The sequence below is a fragment of the Luteibacter sp. 22Crub2.1 genome (genome assembly GCF_900167995.1).
Classification (GTDB): domain Bacteria; phylum Pseudomonadota; class Gammaproteobacteria; order Xanthomonadales; family Rhodanobacteraceae; genus Luteibacter; species Luteibacter mycovicinus.
In genome coordinates this window covers 105,406-123,614 of the sequence record NZ_FUYT01000001.1, presented here as the reverse complement: position 1 = coordinate 123,614, position 18,209 = coordinate 105,406, and the positions used below count along the sequence as shown (strand labels likewise).

General features: G+C 65.6%; 19 protein-coding genes. 11 read left to right on the top strand and 8 right to left on the bottom strand.

What is annotated here, in order from left to right; translation table 11 throughout:
* Positions 1-37: 37 nt before the first annotated feature.
* Complete coding sequence (locus B5X73_RS00505; RefSeq protein WP_079519899.1) at positions 38-781, bottom strand: SDR family oxidoreductase; 744 nt, start codon at positions 779-781, stop codon at positions 38-40.
* 99 nt (positions 782-880) lie between these two features.
* Here B5X73_RS00505 and B5X73_RS00500 point away from each other — a divergent pair, with 99 nt between their 5' ends.
* A complete protein-coding gene (locus B5X73_RS00500; protein WP_079519897.1) occupies positions 881-1,771 on the top strand; it encodes an AraC family transcriptional regulator in 891 nt (296 codons plus the stop codon).
* 51 nt (positions 1,772-1,822) lie between these two features.
* Here B5X73_RS00500 and B5X73_RS00495 read toward each other — a convergent pair whose 3' ends face one another.
* Positions 1,823-2,737, bottom strand: coding sequence for a LysR family transcriptional regulator (locus B5X73_RS00495; RefSeq protein WP_036113034.1), 915 nt, complete (start codon positions 2,735-2,737; stop codon positions 1,823-1,825).
* Positions 2,738-2,995: 258 nt separating this feature from the next.
* Between B5X73_RS00495 and B5X73_RS00490 the strand changes: the two genes are divergently transcribed.
* The 5 genes from B5X73_RS00490 (at position 2,996) to tadA (ending at position 6,484) form a co-directional block, all read left to right on the top strand.
* Entirely contained in the window at positions 2,996-4,159 is a 1,164-nt protein-coding gene (locus B5X73_RS00490; protein WP_052191258.1) for an NADH:flavin oxidoreductase/NADH oxidase, read from the top strand.
* Between the two features lie 120 nt (positions 4,160-4,279).
* Positions 4,280-4,744 (top strand): nuclear transport factor 2 family protein, encoded by a 465-nt coding sequence (locus B5X73_RS00485; protein WP_217699725.1) that lies wholly within the window; start codon positions 4,280-4,282, stop codon positions 4,742-4,744.
* 5 nt (positions 4,745-4,749) lie between these two features.
* The gene (locus B5X73_RS00480) at positions 4,750-5,310 is read left to right on the top strand and encodes a TetR/AcrR family transcriptional regulator (RefSeq protein ID WP_079519893.1); all 561 of its coding nucleotides are present in this window, start codon (positions 4,750-4,752) and stop codon (positions 5,308-5,310) included.
* A 59-nt stretch (positions 5,311-5,369) separates the two neighbouring features.
* The gene (locus tag B5X73_RS00475) at positions 5,370-5,924 is read left to right on the top strand and encodes a DNA-3-methyladenine glycosylase I (protein ID WP_079519891.1); all 555 of its coding nucleotides are present in this window, start codon (positions 5,370-5,372) and stop codon (positions 5,922-5,924) included.
* 44 nt (positions 5,925-5,968) lie between these two features.
* On the top strand, positions 5,969-6,484 hold the full coding sequence (gene tadA, locus B5X73_RS00470; RefSeq protein ID WP_255363943.1) for a tRNA adenosine(34) deaminase TadA: 516 nt from the start codon (positions 5,969-5,971) through the stop codon (positions 6,482-6,484).
* On the opposite strand, the gene B5X73_RS00465 is transcribed toward tadA, so the two are convergent.
* Both B5X73_RS00465 and B5X73_RS00460 read right to left on the bottom strand, forming a co-directional pair.
* Entirely contained in the window at positions 6,475-7,332 is an 858-nt protein-coding gene (locus B5X73_RS00465; protein ID WP_079519889.1) for an NAD-dependent protein deacetylase, read from the bottom strand. The genes tadA and B5X73_RS00465 overlap by 10 nt on opposite strands.
* Entirely contained in the window at positions 7,301-8,044 is a 744-nt protein-coding gene (locus tag B5X73_RS00460; protein ID WP_139382603.1) for a hypothetical protein, read from the bottom strand. The genes B5X73_RS00465 and B5X73_RS00460 overlap by 32 nt, the downstream gene beginning before the upstream one ends.
* A 138-nt stretch (positions 8,045-8,182) precedes the next feature.
* On the opposite strand from B5X73_RS00460, the gene B5X73_RS00455 reads away from it, so the two are divergent.
* From B5X73_RS00455 to yjjX, 4 genes are all read left to right on the top strand, one after another.
* Positions 8,183-8,875, top strand: a complete 693-nt coding sequence (locus B5X73_RS00455) for a response regulator (RefSeq protein ID WP_052191257.1) — start codon at positions 8,183-8,185, stop codon at positions 8,873-8,875.
* Between the two features lie 104 nt (positions 8,876-8,979).
* Positions 8,980-10,620, top strand: a complete 1,641-nt coding sequence (gene pgm / locus B5X73_RS00450; protein ID WP_079519885.1) for a phosphoglucomutase (alpha-D-glucose-1,6-bisphosphate-dependent) — start codon at positions 8,980-8,982, stop codon at positions 10,618-10,620.
* Positions 10,621-10,698: 78 nt separating this feature from the next.
* Positions 10,699-12,609 (top strand): methyl-accepting chemotaxis protein, encoded by a 1,911-nt coding sequence (locus B5X73_RS21465; protein WP_079519883.1) that lies wholly within the window; start codon positions 10,699-10,701, stop codon positions 12,607-12,609.
* 53 nt (positions 12,610-12,662) lie between these two features.
* Positions 12,663-13,232 (top strand): inosine/xanthosine triphosphatase, encoded by a 570-nt coding sequence (yjjX, locus tag B5X73_RS00440; protein WP_036117558.1) that lies wholly within the window; start codon positions 12,663-12,665, stop codon positions 13,230-13,232.
* Here the strand turns inward: yjjX and B5X73_RS00435 are convergent.
* Positions 13,229-13,975, bottom strand: coding sequence for a glucose 1-dehydrogenase (locus tag B5X73_RS00435; RefSeq protein ID WP_079519881.1), 747 nt, complete (start codon positions 13,973-13,975; stop codon positions 13,229-13,231). The two genes, yjjX and B5X73_RS00435, sit on opposite strands and share 4 nt — an antisense overlap.
* Positions 13,976-14,168: 193 nt before the next feature.
* On the opposite strand from B5X73_RS00435, the gene zwf reads away from it, so the two are divergent.
* Entirely contained in the window at positions 14,169-15,656 is a 1,488-nt protein-coding gene (gene zwf, locus B5X73_RS00430; protein WP_079519879.1) for a glucose-6-phosphate dehydrogenase, read from the top strand.
* A 38-nt stretch (positions 15,657-15,694) separates the two neighbouring features.
* Here zwf and B5X73_RS00425 read toward each other — a convergent pair whose 3' ends face one another.
* The 3 genes from B5X73_RS00425 to B5X73_RS00415 form a co-directional block, all read right to left on the bottom strand.
* Positions 15,695-17,080 (bottom strand): aminotransferase-like domain-containing protein, encoded by a 1,386-nt coding sequence (locus B5X73_RS00425; RefSeq protein ID WP_254857182.1) that lies wholly within the window; start codon positions 17,078-17,080, stop codon positions 15,695-15,697.
* Between the two features lie 83 nt (positions 17,081-17,163).
* Positions 17,164-17,364 (bottom strand): antitoxin Xre/MbcA/ParS toxin-binding domain-containing protein, encoded by a 201-nt coding sequence (locus tag B5X73_RS00420; RefSeq protein ID WP_036113058.1) that lies wholly within the window; start codon positions 17,362-17,364, stop codon positions 17,164-17,166.
* A 3-nt stretch (positions 17,365-17,367) separates the two neighbouring features.
* Positions 17,368-18,141 (bottom strand): MipA/OmpV family protein, encoded by a 774-nt coding sequence (locus B5X73_RS00415; RefSeq protein WP_079519875.1) that lies wholly within the window; start codon positions 18,139-18,141, stop codon positions 17,368-17,370.
* Positions 18,142-18,209 lie beyond the last annotated feature (68 nt).

Genomic DNA, 18,209 nt, shown 5'->3' with positions numbered 1-18,209 from the left:
ATTCGTATATCAGATAACTGTGATCGCGAACCTCGGATCAGTGAGTTGCAGCCAGCGCCACCGCATCATCGCCAGCAGGAATATGTGACGGACTTCCCGCATCGTTCGCCGCAAGCCATACCGCCTCGGCGACCTGCACCGACCGCGTGATCGGATGATCGCCCTGCCAGCTGGCAAATACGTTCTTCGCCAGTTCCGCGTACGGCTCGGGGAAACCCGCCGCCATGCGTGGCTGGGCGTTCTCGCCGAACCGCGTGTCAGGCGCGCGGCCCGGCAGCACGACACGAACACGCACGTTGAACTGCGCCAGTTCGAGCGCCAGCGAATCGGAGAAGGCATTCACCGCGGCCTTGCTCGCCGTATAGACGGACAGCAGATGCAGGGGGCGGAGCGTCACGGTCGAGGTCACATTGACGATCACGCCGTCCTTGCGCTCGCGCATCTGCGGAACGAAAGCCTGCGTCACGGCGATGGTGCCGAGCGTATTGGTCTCGAATACGTCGCGGGCAACGTCCATTGGCGTGCCCTCCAGCGCGTTGAGCATGCCGATCCCCGCATTGTTGACCAGAACGTCGATCGGGCCGGCGTCCGCCACGGCCCGGCGGATGCTGGCCGGATCGGTGACGTCGAGTGCGATCACCCGCAGGCGGTCGGAGCGGGGCAGGACGTCTTCGCGTGGCGTGCGCATGGTGGCGACGACATGCCAGTCGCGGTCGAGGAAGTAGCGGGCGATCTCGAGGCCGAAGCCGGACGAGCAGCCGGTGATCAGGACGGTTTTCATGGGATCTCCTGGGTGGGGTGTGCAGGAGCGTCACGATACGGCCCGGCATCCGGACTTGCTACAATCATTCGTCCCATTATCGTTTGCAGGAGTCCGGTCGTGGTCGATCCGCTCGCCGATGTCGTCACCTTGCTACAGCCGAAGCCGACGTTTTCGAAGGCAGTCAGCGCGGCGGGGCCCTGGCGCGTTCGCCGGAAAGAAGCGGGGCAGCCGTTTTATTGCGTCATCCTCGATGGGTCCAGCCGGATGCAGACGAACGGCGAGGCGCCGATCACGCTCGAGTCAGGCGACTTCATCCTGATTCCCGAAGCCTTCGACTTCACCATGTCGGGCCTGGTGGAAGTGCCGGACGACGCGCCGGATAGCTTGCCCGCGGCCATGCCCGATGGCCGGTTCCGTCTCGGAACCATCGACGCGCCGGCGGATGTGGAATACCTGATCGGTCACTGTGCGTTCGGCTCGCCGGACGCCGATCTGCTCGTCTCGCTGCTTCCCCGGATCGTGCTGGTGCGTGGCGAGCGTCGCCTCGCTACGCTGGTCGAACTCCTGCGCGATGAATCGCGCGCGCAACGGCCGGCGCGTGATGTCGTACTCGCTCATTTGCTGGAACTGCTTTTCATCGAGGCACTGCGATCGACCGGTACGGCGGCGTCGCCCGGGCTGGTACGGGGACTGACCGATGCACGACTGGCCCTCGCGCTCCGGCAGATGCACGCAAGTCCGGAGAAGCCCTGGACCGTCGTGGAACTTGCGAAGATCGCGGCGCTGTCTCGCTCGGTGTTTTTCGAGCGCTTCAGCCGCGCCGTGGGTGTGGCTCCCATGGAATACCTGCTGTCGTGGCGTATGGCTCTGGCCAGGCGGCTGCTGCGCGGAAAAGACATGGGTGTGGCTACCGTCGCCGGGCGCGTCGGCTATAGCTCGGCGAGCGCGTTCAGCGTTGCCTTCGCGCGTCATGTGGGCATGCCGCCGACGCAATTCAGAGACGCGTAGAAGCGCGTCGGGACGATATGCGATGCCCGGTGATGTATCCGCTGCGATCGCTCAGGCGGCCTGTTCGCCCATCGGAACCCGCTCGACCAGGAAATCCACGAAGGCCCGGATGCGCGATGCCAGGTGCGGATGTCCCACGAATACGGCGTGCGTGGCCTGGCGTTCGCCCGTAGCGAACGCGTCGAGGATCGATATCAGTCGTCCTTCGGCGATGTCGCGCTCGACGTGGTAACTCGACAGGCGGGCGATGCCCACGCCTTCCATCGCCATGCGCCGCATCGTCTCCCCGTTGTTCGCGCGAAAATTGCCGCCGATGGGCACCTGACGTACCTGTCCCGTCGCGGGGTCCAGGAAGGGCCACGAGGTAAACGCCGGACCGAGGTTGAAGGCCAGGCAGTTGTGTGAGGCCAGGTCGTCCGGCGTGGTGGGTACGCCATGGCTTTTCAGATAGGCCGGCGAAGCGAAGACGACGAACCCGGCCTCGCCGATCTTGCGGGCTTTGAGGCCGGAGTCGGGCAGGGTGCCGACGCGGATGGCGACGTCGGCACGATCGTCCACCAGGTCCACGATGCTGTCGCTGAGCGACAGGTCCAGTTCGACGCGCGGGTACAGGGCGAGAAAGTCGGGCACCAGCGGAACCACCTTGCGCACGCCGAACGACACCGAGGCACTGACTCTGAGCCGCCCCGAGGGCGTCGACCGGGCGCCATGGGCGACCAGGCGCTCCGCCTCGTCGATATCGGCCAGGACGCGCAGGGCGCGCGCGTGATAGACCTCGCCTTCAGGCGTGAGCTGCAGCGTGCGGGTGGTGCGTACGATCAGGCGGGTGCCCAGACGCGCTTCGAGGCGTGCGACCAGCTTGCTGATCGCGGACGGTGACAGGCCGGCGGCGCGGGCGGCGCCAGCGAAACTGCCGGCCTGCACGACGCGCATGAACGCTTCCATTTCACCGGCGCGGTTATCCATGAAGAAACCTCTATTCGTGAATTCAAGGAACGGGTGTCGGTCCGCGGCGCGTCTTGTCGCCCGGACGTCCAGCTTTCATATTACGTCCTGATCACGGCAGCTCACGATCTTGCAAGCCATGTGGCGTGCCGATCGAACTATATTGATGAAATCAGCGACCGAATGTCCCGAATGACGTCTCATTCGTTCGCGTGCTTGCCGATTCCCTTTCCCATCACCATGTCGGAAGCCATCCCGACCCTTTTCCGGAGCCACCCCATGGCGCAGCCCGCGCTTTTCAAACCCTTCCGCGTACGTAACCTCGAACTGGCCAACCGGATCGTGATCGCTCCCATGTGCCAGTACTCGGCCGACAACGATGGCCGCATGACCGACTGGCACCAGATTCACCTGGGGCAGCTGGCCCTGTCCGGTGCGGGTCTACTGACCATCGAGGCGACGGCCGTCGAGCCGGAAGGTCGCATCACGTGGGGCGACGTCGGCCTGTACGACGACGCCACCGAGGCGGCCATGGGCAAGGTGCTGGAGAGTGTGCGCCACTGGTCCGATATGCCGATCGGTATCCAGCTCGGCCACGCCGGACGTAAGGCGTCCACCGAGACACCCTGGGCCGGTGGTCATCAGCTGGCGCCGGATGACGTACACGGATGGCAGACGGTAGGTGCTTCGCCGATTCCCTTCCACGCGGGCGATGTAGCTCCGACCGAGCTCGACAAGGCCGGCCTCGCGAGGGTGCGCGACGCGTTCGCCGCGGCCGCCGTGCGTGCGGCGCGCCTGGGCCTGGCGTTCGTGCAGCTGCACGGGGCCCATGGCTACCTGTTGCACCAGTTCCTCTCGCCGCTGTCGAACCAGCGCAGTGACGAATACGGCGGTTCGCTTGAGAACCGCATGCGTTTCCCGCTGGAAGTCTTCGACGCCGTGCGCGCCGCGTTCCCCGTCGATCGCCCCGTGACCATGCGTGTTTCCGCGACCGACTGGGTGGACGGCGGTTGGGACCTCGAGCAGACCATCGCCTTCGCCAAGGCGCTGGAGGCGCGTGGCTGCGATGCCATCCACGTTTCCACCGGCGGCCTCGACGAACACCAGAAGATCCCCGTTGGACCGAGCTATCAGGTGCCGTTCGCGCGCGGCGTGAAGGAAGCGGTCGACATGCCGGTCGTGGCTGTCGGTCTGATCACCAGCCCCGAGCAGGCGGAAGCCATCGTGGCCACGGGCGAGGCCGACCTGATCGCCCTGGCGCGAACGATTCTCTACGACCCGCGCTGGCCCTGGCATGCCGCCGCCGAACTGGGCGGCACGGTCCATCCGCCCAAGCAGTACCTGCGTTCGCAGCCATCGCGGCATCGCCACCTCTTCGACGTCGAAGGGCTGGTCGAACCGCAGGCCGCGTGGCGGCGGGATGAGGGTGGCGCTTACCGCTGAGTTATCGCTGGCAAGCAGCGCCGGTCCGACGTGCCGCAGGGTCGACCCCTGCGGCATTTTCGTTCAGGCGAATCTCTGTACCAATCGGTACACTGCGACCTCCATCGACACAGGAATCCGATCGTGGCCGCTCCGTTGCCTCCCTTCACGCACGCTACCGCCGTTCAGAAGGTCCGCATGGCCGAAGACGGCTGGAACAGCCGCAACCCGGCGAAGGTCGCGCTGGCGTACACCCGCGACAGCCAATGGCGTAACCGCGCCGAGTTCGTCAATGGCCGCGAGGCGATCGTCGCCTTCCTCACCCGTAAATGGGAGAAGGAGCACGACTACCGTCTGATCAAGGAGCTCTGGGCCTTCGACGGCAACCGCATCGCCGTCCGTTTCGCCTATGAATGGCGCGACGACAGCGGTCAGTGGTACCGCTCATACGGCAACGAGAACTGGGAGTTCAGCGCGGAGGGCGAGATGGAGCGCCGCTACGCCTGCATCAACGATCTGCCTGTCGCCGAGTCCGATCGCAAGTTCCGCTGGCCACAGGGGCGTCGTCCGGACGATCATCCGGGACTCTCCGATCTGGGACTTTGAGCGCGATGGCTCGCGAGGTCTACGAGCGTGCGGAGATCATCCCGCTGCTGGCCGAGGCGTTTCGGGAACTCGGCTACGACGGGGCGACGATGAGCCGTATCACCGAGCGTACCGGGCTGGGCAAAGGAAGCCTCTATCACTTTTTTCCCGGTGGGAAGGAAGAGATGGCGGCGGCCGTTCTGGCGGATATCGATGCCTGGTTCGATGAACACATCTTCAAGCCGTTGCGTGACGCCGAGCCCGGTGTGGCGATCGAAGGGATGTGGAAAGCCGTGGATACCTATTTCGATTCAGGACGACGTGTCTGTCTCGTCGGCGCATTCGCCCTGGATGAGACACGCGACCGCTTCTCGATGGCGGTGAAGAACTATTTTGTCCGTTGGATCGATGCTCTGAGCGAATGCCTTGGTCGGCTGGGACAGCCCCGGGTCATGGCGCGCGAGGTGGCGGAAGATGCGGTCGCCGGCATTCAGGGGGCGATCGTTCTGTCGCGGTCGCTGGGCCAGCCCGGCATTTTCAGGCGTGCCGTGGCCCGGATGGCTTGTCGGACAAGTGCCGGGCGCTAAGATGTACGAACTGTTGCCGCCCCTACGTCCTGATCTCCGGCAAAGACGGATCGCCTCTCATGCCCACCAAAGAACCCACACGCTGTGCCTGGGCCGGATCCGACCCGCTCTACACCGAGTACCACGACACGGAGTGGGGCGAGCCTCTGCACGATTCGCGCATGCTCTGGGAGCAGCTGATGCTGGAAGGTTTTCAGGCTGGGCTCTCGTGGATCACCATCCTGCGCAAACGCGAAAACTTCCGAAAAGCGTTCAAGGGGTTCGATCCGGTCAAGGTTGCCCGCTTCGGTGAGAAGGACATCGTGCGCCTGCTGGACGATGCCGGCATCATCCGTTCGCGCGCCAAGATCGAGGCGACCATCAACGGGGCGCGCATTTATGGAGACATGCACGCCCGCGGCGAAGACTTCGACAGCTACTGCTGGTCGTTTACCGACGGCAAGGTGATTCGTGGCGACGGCCGCACGGCGCCTACGCAGACGCCTTTGTCGGTCACCATCTCGAAAGACCTCAGGAAGCGCGGCTTCAAGTTCGTCGGTCCGACCATCACCTATGCCTGGATGCAGGCCGTGGGTATCGTCGACGACCACGCCCTCGGCTGCTTCCGTCGCTGACGAAACGACGTAGAATCCCCGGCCTGCCTGACGGAAGACCGCTCTTGTCCGCACCTCCGGTTTCCAGCGACGACCGCTTTACCGACGCCGATCGCGCGTGGATGGCCCGTGCGCTTCAGCTGGCGGAACACGCGCGCGATGCGGAGGGCGAGGTGCCCGTCGGTGCCGTGCTCGTGCAGGGTGGCGTCGCGATCGGCGAAGGCTGGAATCGCAACATCACCCTCAACGACCCCACCGCACATGCGGAAATCCAGGCGCTGCGGGCCGGAGGCCAGGCTGTCGCCAACTACCGGTTTCCAGGCTCCACGCTGTATGTGACGCTCGAGCCTTGCACCATGTGCGCGATGGCCATGATCCACGCACGGGTTGGGCGCGTGGTGTTCGGCGCGACCGATCCCAAGACCGGCGCAGCCGGGAGCGTCTTCGATACGCTGGTTTCGCCGTTGCACAACCACCGGGTGACGGTCGAGGGCGGCCTGGGGGCTGACGTGGCGAGCACGATGCTGCGTGAGTTCTTCCGCGCCAGGCGCCAGGCGCCACGGGTTGAAGGTCAGGCGTAGGGCGCGAGCGCGTCCGTGACCGACTGCTCGATCTTCACATCTATCAGTGCGTCCGCGCGGGTGACGCCGAGGTTGACCGAGGCGATGGGGAGACCTTTGCGCGAGGCTTCGAGAACGAAGCGGTAGCCGGAGTAGACCATCAGCGACGAGCCGACCACCAGCATGGCGTCGGCCCGGGCCAGATGTGCCCAGGCCGTGTCGACACGGGCGCGGGGGACATTTTCACCGAAGAAGACGACATCGGGTTTCAGGATCCCGCCGCAGACCGTGCAGGTCGGGATGACGAATGCGCTGAAGTCCACCTCGTCGAGGTCGGCGTCGCCATCGGGCGCCACCGTGGCCTGCAGCGCGAGCCACGCGGGGTTCGCTTCCTCGAGTCTGGCCTGCATGGCGGCGCGCGTCGTGATATCGCCGCATTGCATGCAGCGCACGCGGTCGAGGCGTCCGTGGAGGTCGACCACATTGATGCTGCCGGCCGCTTCGTGAAGCCCGTCGACGTTCTGGGTCAGCAGGAGTTCGATGCGCCCCTCGTGCTCCATCCGTGCCAGTGCCCGATGCGCGAGGTTGGGGCTCACCGATGAGAAATGGCGCCAGCCGATCATGCCACGCGCCCAATAGCGTGCCCGGGCCGGCGGACCGCTCATGAACATCTGCAGGGTCATCGGCGGGCTGCGTTTCCACGCGCCCTGACCATCGCGGTAGTCGGGAATACCGGAATCGGTACTGATGCCTGCGCCAGTCAGCACGAAGAGGCGCGGATGGGTGTCGATGAAGGTGTGCAGGGTACTCACAGTGCCGGGCACTATAGCCGATCGCTCAGCTGTGTTTGCGCAGCACCTGAAGCGCATGCGCGGCGTCTTCCCCGAAGCGCCGGATCGCCGCGTCGACGCTGGCATCCCGTTCTTCCGCCAGGCGGCGCTCCAGCGTGAGTCCCATGCGCGCGAGGTCGGTGGCCTCGGCCATACCAAGCGCACCGGAGACCCGGTGCAGCCAGGCCTGCAGATCGGCGATGCCGGGCTGGGCGAGCAGGACGTCGAGTTCGGAAAGATCGCGGCTGAGTGAGCGATCCAGTGCCGAGATCACTTCGCGCAGCGCATGGGTGCCTCCGAGCGTGGTCCGCAGGGTCTCGATGTCGATGCGAGGAGGATGGCGTGGCAAGGTTAGCGTGACCTCGATGATGACCCGTGTACCCCGATCCGGCGCGCACTCCCTGTGCAGGACGCCATCGAGCGAAGCGATCAGCCGGGCGGCGGTGTCCAGGCCTGGACAGTCGTCGAGCGTTTCCCCGGGATCGGCCACGGTGATGTGCACCAGCTGGCCGTCCGGGACATCGCCGACGACATCGACCTGCAGGGCGACCTGTGCATGGGCGGTCACGGCAAAGGCGCGGTCGAGGAGCAGGCAGAGGACGTCACCGAGCGCTGCGTAAGGACCCACGAGGTCGGGCGCCAGGGCGGGATCCAGTTCGAGCTGAAGCGTGCCGCCGCGCTGACGGGCGAGGCCCGTGTAGTAGTGGCTTAGGCGCGTCAGCAGGTCGGGCAGGTCAGCGCTCGCACCCATGCGGACGCAGGCCCGGGCGATGCGTTCGCGCCATGCGTGAACTCGCGCGCGCAGGCGCATTCGTAGTGGCGATGCCGGCGGCGATGTGCTCAACTCTGCGCCCCGCCGCACGGACTGGCTACGGAGAAAGGATTACTCATGGTTCACCGCGTCATTCTTGCGGATGATCATCCCGTCGTTCTCAAGGGCATCAGCCTGGCCCTGACCAAGGACGGCCTTGCCGACGTGGTCGGCGAGGCGCAATCGCCCGATGAACTGCTGGCTGCGCTCGCCGCGCAGCCTTGCGATGCGCTGATTACCGATTTCAGCATGCCGGAGCCCGGACGGGACGGGCTCGCGCTGCTTACGGAAGTGCGGAAGCTCTATCCGGCATTGCCGATCATGGTGATCACCACGCTGGCCAATCCCGCGCTGTATCGCGAGATTCTCGGTACGGGCGTCCGCGGACTGATCGGGAAGTCGGGCGACACCCGGGAAATTCCCGAGGCATTGGCGCAGATCGTGTCCAACCATGTGTACCTGGGTGCCTCCGTTCGCGAGATGATCGTTACGCCGCAGGGCGAGCCGGTGGGCAAGGGCACCCTGGCGGACCTGTCGCCGAGGGAGCTGGAGATCCTGCGGTTGTTCGCCGCGGGTAACAGCGTGACCGACATCGCCCGCGCCACGGGCCGTGGTCTTTCGACCGTGAGCCAGCAGAAGACGAATGCCATGCGCAAGCTGCGGCTGGACACGGATGCTGAGATCTTCGAATACATCGACCGGCTGCGGTTACCGCCGGCCGATGAGAGCGATGGCAAACAAGATAGTCGCAGGCGACCGCGCCGGACATAGAAAAAATCTCAAAAGTGCACACCGGTTTGACAACGCCATTCAGGCGGCATGCCTACAATGCCCCGGTCCGGTGCCCTGACGGCACCGCCCAAGGAGAGCTATCGGTGAGTGCCAAGATCAGCCCGCTGGCGGGAAAGCCCGCTACGGAAACCACTCCGGTCGACGTCGCCGCCCTGCTTGCCGCGTATCACGACCTGCGACCCGATCCGTCGGTACCCGAGCAGCGCGTCGTCTTCGGTACGTCCGGCCACCGCGGCTCCTCGTTCGATCGTTCGTTCAACGCATGGCATGTGCAGGCCGTGGTCCAGGCGATCTGTGAGTATCGCCGTAAGGAAGGCGTGGATGGTCCCGTGTTCGTGGGCATCGATACCCACGCGCTGTCCGGCCCTGCGTTCGAAAGCACGCTCGAAGTGCTCGCCGCGAACGGTGTGCCGACATACATCTCGGCCGGTGGGGAATACACCCCGACACCCGCGGTCTCGCACGCGATCCTGGTGTTCAACCATGGGCGCGAGAGCGGCCATGCCGACGGCATCGTCATCACGCCTTCGCACAACCCGCCCGAGAGCGGCGGCATCAAGTACAACCCGCCGCACGGTGGGCCCGCCGATACCGATGCGACATCCTGGATCGCGGCACGCGCCAACGCGCTGATCGAGGGCGGTCTGCGTGACGTGAAGCGGCAGCCGTACGCACAGGCGCTGAAGGCGTCAACGACGCAGGAATACGACTTCCTGGAACGCTACGTGGCCGATCTGGGCAATGCGCTCGATCTGGACATCATCCGGAACAAGGGCGTCCGGATGGGCGTGGACCCCCTGGGTGGCGCCGGCGTCCATTACTGGCGCGCCATCGGTGAGCGGTACAAGCTCGACCTGACCGTGGTCAGTGAGACCGTCGACAAGACCTTCTCCTTCATGTCGCTCGACTGGGATGGCCGTGTCCGCATGGATCCATCGTCCGCCTATGCGATGCAGCGGCTGATCGGCCTGAAGGACAAGTTCGACGTGGCCTTCGCCTGCGACACGGACCACGATCGCCACGGCGTGGTCGCGCCCAGTACGGGACTGCTGCCGGCCAATCACTACCTGGCGGCCGCCGCCTGGTATCTCTTCCAGAATCGACCCGGCTGGCGCGCGGACGCGGCCGTCGGCAAGACGGCGGTGAGCACGGGTCTGCTCGACCGCATCGCCGCGCATCTGGGCCGCCCGCTGCGCGAAGTGCCGGTCGGGTTCAAGTACTTCGTGTCCGGACTCTACGACGGCAGTCTCGGCTTCGGCTGCGAGGAAAGCGCTGGCGCGTCGTTCCTGTCGAAGGACGGCGGGGCCTGGTCGACCGATAAGGACGGCATCGTCGCCGCGTTGCTTGCTGGCGAGATGACCGCGCGGCTGGGCAAGGATCCCGGTGAGATCTACCGGGGTATCACCGGCGAACTGGGTGATCCGGCCAATTCGCGCATCGACGCGCCGGCCTCCCACGCGCAGAAGGCGAAGCTGTCGAAGCTCGCTCCGGACCAGGTCGAATCCAGGACGCTCGCCGGCGATCCGATCGTCGAGGTGGTCAATCAGGCGGGCGGCCAGCCGATCGGCGGGATCAAGGTGATTTCCGCGGAGGCATGGTTCGCGGCCCGTCCGTCGGGCACCGAGGACATCTATAAGGTCTACGGCGAAAGTTTTCGCGGCAACGATCACCTCCAGCAGGTGCTGGCTGAGGCGCAGGCCATGGTAGACAAGGCTCTCAGCTGAAACTAAGGTGTTGACGAGGGCTAAAGTTAAGCCCTCGTCAAGCCGATAGGTAAGGGTCCCCTTACTAACGGCACTCGCGTGAATTTTCTCAAGTCGACCCAGGCCCGCTATACCGTAGCCGTGCTGGGCTCTTTTATCGTACTGGTGGTCCTCACCCTGATCGTCGTCCGGCTGTTCGTCAGCCCCGACCTGCGGGCGACCGAGGCGCAACTCGTCGGCCGCAATGTCGACGAGATCGGCACCGTCATCACCAACAAGCTCAAGCAGGTCGAAGCGCAGCAGCGCAGCATCACGCAGACGGTGGCGCTCATGGACAGCGCGTCCATCGACCGTCTCCAGCCGGGTCTGGTCGACCAGTACGGCGATCCCGACGTGTTCGGTGGTGGCATCTGGCCGCTGCCGTTCAAGCGCGAGGCGAGCAAGGAGCGCGACAGTACCTTCTTCGCCCGGGATGCCAGCAACAAGCTCGTGGTCAACACGCACTGGAATCAGCCTGACGCGCTCAAGTACTGGGAGCAGAGCTGGTACAAGAATGGCCTCAGCGCTCCGCGTGGTCATTGTCTCTGGGCCGATGCCTATAAGGACGATGCCAGCGCACAGCCGCGCACCAACTGCGCCATGGCGATCTACAAGGGCGATGACGTGTTCGGCGTCTCCACCATCGACGTCACGCTGGGCTTCTTCAACCGCCTGGTCGCCGACATGGAGAAGAAGGTCCACGGTCAGATCCTGATCGTCGAGCCGAACGGCACGGTGGTCAGCAACAGCACCTACATCAAGGACGATATCGTCCTGAAGAAGATCCCCGATCTGGCCGCTGGCTCGGCGATGATCGCGCAGGTGAAGGACGCCCTGCCGAAGGTGGCCAAGGGCGGTCAGGTCGAGCTCGATTACGACGCGGATGGCGAATCGCACACGCTGTTCCTGAAGCCGATCGCCGGCACTCCGTGGGTGCTGGCCACGAGTCTCCCGACCCGGCTGCTTACCGAGAACAGCACTCGCATCCTGACCAAGCTCGCCGCGGTGCAGGTGCCTCTGGCACTTCTGCTCATCGTGGCGCTGGTGCTGGGCATCCGTGCGCTGATGAAGCAGCTCGCGACCCTCAAGGCCAACATCGACGACCTCAACTCCGGCGACGCCGATCTGACCCGTCGCCTGGCGAACGGCAGCGGCAGCGAATACAACGGCGTGGTCGAGAGCTTCAACGGCTTCATCGCCCGTCTGCAGGGCATGATGCGTCAGGTGCGCGACAGTTCGTCGGCCATCTCGTCGGCGGCCACGCAGATCGCGAGCGGCAACATGGATCTTTCGCAGCGTACCGAGGAGCAGGCCAGCTCGCTGGAAGAGACGGCTGCGTCCATGGAAGAACTGACGGCGACCGTGCGCCAGAACGCCGATAACGCCCGTCAGGCCAATACGCTGGCGCGTGAGGCAGCCAACGCGGCACGCGATGGCGGCGGCACGGTGAACGAAGTGGTCGTGACGATGGACGCGATCAGCCAGTCGTCCGCACGCATCGCCGACATCGTGGGTGTGATCGACGGTATCGCCTTCCAGACCAACCTGCTGGCGCTCAACGCGGCGGTGGAAGCGGCCCGGGCGGGCGAGCAGGGTCGCGGGTTCGCGGTTGTGGCAAGCGAAGTCCGCAGTCTCGCGCAGAGTTCCGCCAAGGCGGCGAAGGACATCAAGGCGCTGATCGCCGAGTCGGTCGACGACGTCGAACGCGGTTCGCAGCTGGTCCGCGTCGCCGGCCAGCGCATCGGTGAACTCACCGGCAGCGTTGCCCACGTCGCTACTTTCATGGAGGAGATCATGGCGGCCAGCACCGAGCAGAGCCAGGGCATCGACCAGGTCAGCGGTGTGGTCACCCAGCTGGACGACATGACCCAGCAGAACGCGGCGCTGGTCGAGGAAGCGGCTGCCGCGGCCAAGGCGATGGAAGACCAGACGCGTACGCTCGAAGCGGTGGTCGGCGGGTTCAGGCTCTGAGATAAGGGGCGCTTGGTACCATGGGGGACTTTCATCGCCCCCATGGTCCCGTCATGTCGTCACCCCAAAGCACGCTCAAGGTCGTCGTCGGCTCCCTCAATCCCGTCAAGATCGGCGCGGTACGCAACGCTATCGCACCGCTTTTTCCGGGACGGCTGATCGAATGCGAAGGCATGCACGCACCGTCGGGCGTGCCGGAACAACCGATGACCGCCGCCGAGACTCGCGAAGGCGCGATCAACCGGATGGAATACTGCCGCGCACACGGCGCCGAGGCGGACTTTTACGTGGCGCTGGAGGGCGGCGTGGACGTCACCGCGGATGGTCCGGGCACCATGGGCTATGTCGCGATCGCCGGGGGCGATGACGTATCGGTCGGCTGCAGCGCGTGGCTGCCCCTGCCGCCGGCCGTTTACGAGGCGCTGGTCGATGGCGAGGAGCTCGGTCCCGTCATGGATCGCCTGTTCGGCACCGTCAACATCAAGCAGCAGGGTGGCGCCATCGGCCTGGTCACGAATGGTCACGTGACGCGCGAGAGCGCGTACACGCAGACCATCATGCTGGCGATGGCGCCGTTCCTGCATCCGGAACTCTACGGGCTGGTCGCGGCGGAAGACGCTTAGCGCATGCCACCCGAGCCGAGGATCAGTTCGCCGGTCACCCAGCGTGCGTCGTCCGAGGCGAGGAAGGTCACGATCGGCGCGATGTCTTCCGGCTTGCCGACGCGGCCGAGCGGGGTCTGGCTGGCAGCCCAGGTTTCGAAGTCGCCGCCGGCGATGCCCGCCGTGTGCGTGCCTTCGGTGATGACCATGCCCGGGTTGACCGAGTTGACGCGGATGCCGCGGGGGCCGAGCTCGCGCGAGAGCACGCCGGTAATCGCGTCGACGGCGCCCTTGGTGCCCGTGTAGACGCTGCTGTCGACCGGTGTGATGCGAGTGACCGCGGATCCGATGTTGATCACGCTCGCGCCCTCGCCCAGATGCTTCGACGCGGCCTGCGTCACCAGAATGGTGCCCAGCACGTTGATGTCGAAGATGCGGCGATACAGTTCTTCGGTGGTGGCCTCGATCGATGCGAACTCGTAGACACCGGAGTTGTTGACGACGATGTCCAGACGGCCGAAGTGCTCGATGGCGGCGGCAACGAGCCCTTCCGCGTCGGCCTGCTTCGAGACGTCACCGCCTACCGCGACAGCCTTGCCACCGGCCGCCTCGATGGCTGCCACGACCGCGTCCGCGCCCGCCTTGCTCGAAGCGTAGTTGACGACGACCGACGCGCCTTCGGCGGCCAGCGACCTGGCGATGGCGGCGCCGATACCCTTGGATGCGCCGGTGACCAGCGCGACTTTGTCTTTCAGCTTGCTCATGGGAGTGGTTCCTTGAATGACCGCCGATCTGGCCGTCGAAGAGCTATCCATGGGGTCGCCAGGGCAGGGGTGTCATAGGCGCCGCGTCATAACACTTATGCGGCGTACGCAAGATTGTTTAGGTGCGCCGGGGTTGAATCCATGATGCAATGCCGCATTGATGAACGGCATACCCTTCTGGAACTCCCGAGCCATGAGCACTTCGACCGCACTCGAACCCGTCGACTCGTTCGACTACGTCATCTTCGGCGCCACCGGCGACCTGACCATGCGCAAGCTGTTGCCCGCGCTGTATCGCCGCTTCGCCGAAGGCCAGGTGCCGTCGGACTCGCGCATCGTCGGTACCGCGCGCTCGCCGCTCGACGACACGTCGTACCGCGAACGGGCGCAGAAAGCCCTGAAGGAATTCATCCGCGCCGAGGAATACTCGGACGACACGGTGAACCGGTTCCTCGAGCTGGTTCACTATGTGAGCCTCAATGGCGCCGAGTCCAGCGGTAACTGGGACGGTCTCAAGTCGCTGCTGGACGACGGCGCGACGAATGACCGCATCCGCGTCTTCTATCTCGCCACCTCGCCCGACCTGTATGGCGATATCGCGAAGAACGTCGACGAAAAAGGTCTGCGCACCGAAACGTCGCGCATCGTGCTCGAGAAGCCGATCGGTACCGACCTGGATACCGCGCGCAAGGTCAACGAGGGCGTGGGTCGCCACTTCCCCGAAAACAGCATCTTCCGCATCGATCACTACCTCGGTAAGGAAGCGGTGCAGAACATCATCGCGCTGCGCTTCGCCAATCCCATGCTCGAGCGCATGTGGGACCACGAGTCGATCGAGTACGTGCAGATCACGGCGGCCGAGACGGTGGGTCTGGAAGGCCGGGGTGGTTACTACGACGGCTCCGGCGCGCTGCGCGACATGATCCAGAACCATCTCCTGCAGGTATTGACGGTCGTCGCGATGGAGCGTCCGTCATCGCTGGATGCCGACGCGCTGCGCGACGAGAAAGTGCGCGTCCTGAAATCCCTCAAACCGCTGGACCGGAACAATCTCAGCGCCCATGTGGCGCGCGGCCAGTACGTGCAGGGCACCAACGCGGGCAAGCCGGTGCCGGCCTATCGCGAGGAATTGCCCGGCGAAACGCCCAGCAACACCGAAACCTTCGTCGCGCTCAAGGCGGAGATCGATACGCCGCGCTGGCATGGCGTGCCGTTTTACCTGCGATCGGGCAAGCGCATGCCGGAGAAGCTGACCGAGGTGGTGATCCAGTTCCGCGCGGCGGAGCCGGGCCTGTTCGGTGAGGCACGTCCGGGCAGCCGTCTGGTGATTCGTGTGCAGCCGAACGAGAGCGTGACCTTGCCGCTGTTCGTGAAGCAGCCGGGTAACCGGTTTGCGCTGGACGAGGTGGATGCGTTCTCGAAGTTGAACGAGCCCTCGCGCATCGTCTATCGCGATTCGTATGAAGGGCTGATGCTGGATGCGGTGAAGGGCAGTCCGGCCTTGTTCGTGCGTAAGGACGAAACCGAGGCCGCATGGCAGTGGGTGACGCCCATTCTCGAAGCCTGGCATGACGACCAGACGGGACCGGATGCCTACGAAGCGGGCACCTGGGGACCGGATTCGGCCCGGGCGCTGCTGCGTCAGGCGGGGCATGTCTGGGTAGAAGATATCGCGGCCTGAGTCGTCGCCGGCAGGCCGGTTCCCGCCAGGTTGAGCGCTTACACGACCAATGAGGCTTCACTCGTCTCGCCACGCTCCAGCAGCGTGGCGAGGCGATCGAGCCCTTGCTTCAGTCGCACGCGCTCCTTCACTCCTCCCAGCGACACACGAATCGCCTCGGCCGGCGGCGCGCCCAGGGAAAACGCCTCAGCCGGTGTCACGGCGAGGCCGTCCAGCCGCGCCGCGGTCGTCAGCGAGCGGGCCGTCCAGCGGGCGGGCAGGGGAAGCCAGAGGTGAATACCCTGAGTGGCGACGTCGACACGGCTCAGCGCGAAGGCCGCCATGCGCTGCCTCTCACGCGCCTCGCGCCGCACGCCTTCCAGCACGGCGGCCGCGGTGCCGTCGTGAATCCACTGCGTGGTCAGGGCGGTCGTCATCGGAGCAGGCATCAGGCTCACGGCGCGCAGACTGGTCAGGAACGCGCCACGCGCCGCCGCGTCGGGCGACACCACGTAAGCCGTACGCAGCCCCGGTGTCAGCGCCTTGGATAAGGTCGCTACGTAGTAAGTGCGCTCCGGGATGTGTCGGGCGAGGGGCAGCGGAGGGTCGTCCGCGAGCGCCCAGTACGGGTCGTCCTCGATCACCTGCAGGCCGTGCAATCGGGCCACGTCGGCCAGCTGCAACCGCCGCGTCGCCGGCACCGTCCGGGCCGTTGGATTGCATAGCGTCGGATTCAGGTAGAGCACTCGCGCGTTCTCGCGCGCCGCGGCGTTTGCCAGCTCGTCCGGAAGCATCCCGTCCGCATCGCCGGCGACGGCGATCAGGCGGCGCCCCAGTTTTGCCGCCGCCGTGATCATGCCGGGATAGAGCAGCGCGTCGGTCAGAATCGCCTCGTCCGGAACGGTCAGGGCGAGGATCAGACCGGCCAGCGCCGTCTGCGCGCCGGGGCAGGTGACGATACGTCCTTCATCCAGCTTCCCGAGCATGGGCTTCAGCCAGAGCGCGCCGGCCGCGCGGTCCGCGGCGCTGCCACCACCGGCGTGGTAGCTCATCAGCAGGTGCGCGTCCGCATGCGTCAGAACCTGATCGATACCGCGTTTCAGCAGGTCCGCCAGATCGATTCCGTCTGGTGGGGGCGGCAGATTCATGCCCAGGTCCACGACCTGTGTCGTGTCGAACCGCGGCGCCGCGACGAATGTCCCCAGCGCGCCGCGCGCGTGGAGCAGATGGCGCTCACGGGCTTCGGCATAGGCGCGGGTAACGGTGGTGAAGTCGATGCCGAGTGCACGGGCGAGCAGGCGTTGCGGCGGTAGTCGATCTCCGGGACGAAGCCTTCCGTCGGCGACCGCGCGTTCCATGAAGCGGACGACCTGCAGGTAGCGCGGTCCCTTTTCGTCCAGCACGCCGGCCCAGTCGATACCCTGCAGGAAGGTTGTCCGTGTCACCTTGCCAACCATGTACGGAGGGAATGGTCAGGTAGTATGCGCCTCATCGGCGCGCTGGGTCATACATCGCCAACGCGCACGGCTCAGGCGCTGCGTGCGCCCGAGAGAACAGCCTCTAGAAGATCGACGACCCGCTGTCCCTCGCCCACGTGCGCGAGTTCGATGGCCGTGCGGCCGTCGAACTCGCCGATAGGCGTGCGCAGCAACCACTCCCAGACGGCGCGGCGGTCGGGCTCGATGAGCCTTGCGATGTCGGCGATGCGATGAATGATGCCGTTACGCATGGCTCAGAAGACGTGGCTGAGGGAGAGGAAGAAGCTCTGGGTGTGGTCGTCGCCGACCATCGGACTATCTCTCACGGCGTCGGGCAGCACGGTGTAGCGCATGCCGGCGGCGGTAATCCACGACGGCGACAGGCGGTACATGGCCGCCAGACCCAGCCAGGGCGCCGTGCCGCTGCCGGCGCGGTACGACGCCAGGCCGCTACGTGCCGCCTCGCGTCCGCTCACGCCGTAGTAGTAGTCGTTGAGCGCCCCATTGGCGCGGGTCACGCCGAGAGTCGGGGTGAGGGTAAGCGCGCCCTTGCGGATGGGATACGCGTAGTTCGCATCGAGCGACGTGCCGCCACCATGCCCGGTGAATTCCTTCTGCGCCGAGGCCTGCAGGACACCCCAGTCGGCCGTGTGCTTCCAGGCGATGCCACCCATGCCGGAGATATCGCGATCGGACAGGCGGCGCAGCCGCGCATCGTTGCTGTCGTCGTGACGGAAGCGGTTGGCCAGCGGCGACACCAGGACCGAGATCTCATCGTTCGGTGTCTTGTACAAGCGATAGCCGAACGAGGCGCCGCGGAAGTAGAACGACTTGCCTTCGTAATTGACCAGCGGCAGTGGCCAGGCCTTGTTGTCGTAGCTGCGATACGGGCTCGGGCTCCAGGTCGCGCCGATGCCGAGCGTCCAGTGCGCCTGGCCATCGGTGGAGGATTGCGCGTGGGCCGCGGGGACGGCGACGCCGGCGAGGACAGCGACAAGGGTCAGGGAGCGGAAGCGGGGCAGCGACATGCAAGGTAACCGTGGGGACGATGTCGGGCATGGTGGCGAGCCCACATTGCCTCAACATTGCGCGCCCG

Excerpts from the sequence above, each read along its gene's own strand:
- B5X73_RS00480 (WP_079519893.1), top strand. The coding sequence starts at position 4,750 with ATGGCTCGCGAGGTCTACGAGCGTGCGGAGATCATCCCGCTGCTGGCC.
- B5X73_RS00505 (WP_079519899.1), bottom strand. The coding sequence starts at position 781 with ATGAAAACCGTCCTGATCACCGGCTGCTCGTCCGGCTTCGGCCTCGAG.
- yjjX (WP_036117558.1), top strand. The coding sequence starts at position 12,663 with ATGTCGTCACCCCAAAGCACGCTCAAGGTCGTCGTCGGCTCCCTCAAT.
- B5X73_RS00475 (WP_079519891.1), top strand. The coding sequence starts at position 5,370 with ATGCCCACCAAAGAACCCACACGCTGTGCCTGGGCCGGATCCGACCCG.
- B5X73_RS00460 (WP_139382603.1), bottom strand. The coding sequence starts at position 8,044 with ATGGGTGCGAGCGCTGACCTGCCCGACCTGCTGACGCGCCTAAGCCAC.
- B5X73_RS00420 (WP_036113058.1), bottom strand. The coding sequence starts at position 17,364 with ATGCGTAACGGCATCATTCATCGCATCGCCGACATCGCAAGGCTCATC.
- B5X73_RS00455 (WP_052191257.1), top strand. The coding sequence starts at position 8,183 with ATGGTTCACCGCGTCATTCTTGCGGATGATCATCCCGTCGTTCTCAAG.
- B5X73_RS00465 (WP_079519889.1), bottom strand. The coding sequence starts at position 7,332 with ATGCGCTTCAGGTGCTGCGCAAACACAGCTGAGCGATCGGCTATAGTG.
- B5X73_RS00490 (WP_052191258.1), top strand. The coding sequence starts at position 2,996 with ATGGCGCAGCCCGCGCTTTTCAAACCCTTCCGCGTACGTAACCTCGAA.
- B5X73_RS00415 (WP_079519875.1), bottom strand. The coding sequence starts at position 18,141 with ATGTCGCTGCCCCGCTTCCGCTCCCTGACCCTTGTCGCTGTCCTCGCC.
- zwf (WP_079519879.1), top strand. The coding sequence starts at position 14,169 with ATGAGCACTTCGACCGCACTCGAACCCGTCGACTCGTTCGACTACGTC.
- B5X73_RS00495 (WP_036113034.1), bottom strand. The coding sequence starts at position 2,737 with ATGGATAACCGCGCCGGTGAAATGGAAGCGTTCATGCGCGTCGTGCAG.
- B5X73_RS00435 (WP_079519881.1), bottom strand. The coding sequence starts at position 13,975 with ATGAGCAAGCTGAAAGACAAAGTCGCGCTGGTCACCGGCGCATCCAAG.